Below are 1,940 nucleotides of genomic sequence, written 5' to 3'. Positions count from 1 at the left end.
CTGCTCTGCACGGCGGCGCTCGGCCACTTCATCCTGCAGGCTGAGATTGGCGCGCTGCAGCTCCTGCGTGCGCCGTTCCACCTGCTGCTCCAGCCGCACCTGCGCCTGGCGACGATCCATGGCGGTCTGCACGTGCTGGGCGACAAAACCCAGCAGCGCCCGTTCGGCTTCGCCGTAGCGGTCGGCGTGCTCGTAACTCTGCACCACGATCGCACCGCACACGCGGCCATCGCGCAGCATCGGCACGCCCAGCCAGTCCAGGCTTTCCGGGCCGCGCTGCGGGTCGTGCTCCTGGTCTACCCGCGCCAGCAGTTCGCGCGAAGGCCCGCTCAGTGGCCGGCCATGCCGCAGCAACGCCACGGTCAGGCTGCGCGGCATCTGGTCGATGTCGTAGCTCTGTGCAGGATCTGCAACGAAGTCATCGACCTGGTCGGCGAAGTACAGGAAGCGGATCTGCCGGCGGGCATCGTCGTACTCGACGATGTAGCAGTTCTGCGCATACATCAGTGTGCCCAGCACGCCATGCACGTGGCGCAGCATCTCGCCCATTTCCAGGTCGGCACCGGCCAGGTCGGCAATCTGGAACAAGGCCTGCTGCAACCGCTCGGCCTGTTCCAGCGCCTTGATCTGGCCGGCCTGGCGGTCGCGCTGCAAGGCCAGCTCCATCGCCTGCCGGGCCAGCCCCCACCAGGCCGGAGAGGGTGTCGCTCCGCGCACCGACAGCAGCAGCCGGGCGCCGTCGTACTCCCAGCCATGACGGCCTTCGGCATGGTCGGCCAGCGGCTGCCAGACGTCCTCGCCGCTGCCACCGATCGGCCAACCGCCCTGCCCGCTGCCGAGCTGCGGATCGTCCCAACCGACGCGCACGACCGCCGTTTCCGGCAGCAGCGCATGCAGCGCGCGCACCAGCGCCGCGCTCAGCACAGGCTCGTTGTGTGACGCTTCCAGCGCGCGGTCGGCTTCGGTGGACAAATGACGTTCTCTTGGCGCCGCCTGAGCGCCGCCTCCCCTGAATTACCGAGCATAACGCGCCACCCGGGGGGCAATGGAAGCCCGGTAACCCCGAAACGTGCCGTCGGGCGTTTTTCCTGTCGATCCTCTCCTGATTCCCGCCGTGACCGTCGCCCTGTCCCACGCCATCGCCGGCTATGCGCCACCGCCTGCAGGGCTTACCCTGTACGGCGTGGATGCCAGCGCCCTGCCAACCGATGAAGCCTTGATGCTGGCCTGGGCCGCCGGTGACGTGCACGCGTTCGAAAGCCTGTATGCACGTCATCGCAAGCGCCTGTTCGGCTTCCTGCTGCGGCAGCTGCGCGACACCGCGCTGGCCGAGGAGATGTTCCAGGACGTCTGGCAACGGGTGATCAGCGCACGGGCAGGCTGGCAGGCCGACGCGGCCTTCAGCACCTGGCTGTTCCGCATCGCCCACAACCGCCTGAACGACCACTGGCGCGCCGCCCGCCATCGCCCCCCTGCGCCGGCCGATGCCGATCTGCGCCTGGCCGCGCTGGAGGATGGGCAGACCCCGGAAGCGGAACTGTCCGAATTCGAACAACGTCGCCGCATCCAACTGGCGATGGAAGAGCTGCCCGCAGAACAGCGCGAAGTGCTGCAACTGCGGCTGGAACAGGAACTGAGCCTGGAGGAGATCGGCCAGATCACCGGCGTTGGCCGGGAAACCGTGAAATCGCGGCTGCGCTATGCGATGGACAAGCTGCGTGCGGGACTGAACGCATGAACCGAGACGATCCCCTGACCCCGGAAGAACGCGAACTGGCACGCCTGCTTGGACGCCGCACCGAACAGAGCCCTCCGCCGGCGCTGGACGCGGCGATCCTGGCCGCTGCGCGTGCGGCCGTGAACGCACCAGCGGGCGAGGCGTCCCTGCCGCCGGCGGCACCGCGCACGCTGCGCCCACGGCGCCGCTGGCCGGCCGTATT

At 68.9% G+C, this 1,940-nt stretch carries 2 protein-coding genes and 1 pseudogene; 2 read left to right on the top strand and 1 reads right to left on the bottom strand.

The genetic code is table 11. From position 1 onward, the window contains the following. The coding region (locus tag DBR20_RS01265) for a GAF domain-containing protein (protein WP_146186924.1) at positions 1–972 on the bottom strand (972 nt) is incomplete at its 3' end. A 247-nt stretch (positions 973–1,219) separates the two neighbouring features. On the opposite strand from DBR20_RS01265, the gene DBR20_RS01260 reads away from it, so the two are divergent. Together DBR20_RS01260 and DBR20_RS22445 are read left to right on the top strand one after the other, a co-directional pair. Beyond that, positions 1,220–1,738 (top strand): RNA polymerase sigma factor, encoded by a 519-nt coding sequence (locus DBR20_RS01260; protein ID WP_229980839.1) that lies wholly within the window; start codon positions 1,220–1,222, stop codon positions 1,736–1,738. Continuing rightward, a pseudogene (locus tag DBR20_RS22445) lies at positions 1,735–1,940 on the top strand (hypothetical protein); the annotation flags it as partial. The gene DBR20_RS01260 and the pseudogene DBR20_RS22445, both read left to right, overlap by 4 nt.

The organism is Stenotrophomonas sp. HMWF023, assembly GCF_003060985.1.
Taxonomy (GTDB): Bacteria; Pseudomonadota; Gammaproteobacteria; order Xanthomonadales; family Xanthomonadaceae; genus Stenotrophomonas; species Stenotrophomonas lactitubi.
The sequence above is the reverse complement of the archived record's forward strand: the minus strand, read 5'-3'. Positions and strand labels throughout refer to the sequence as shown.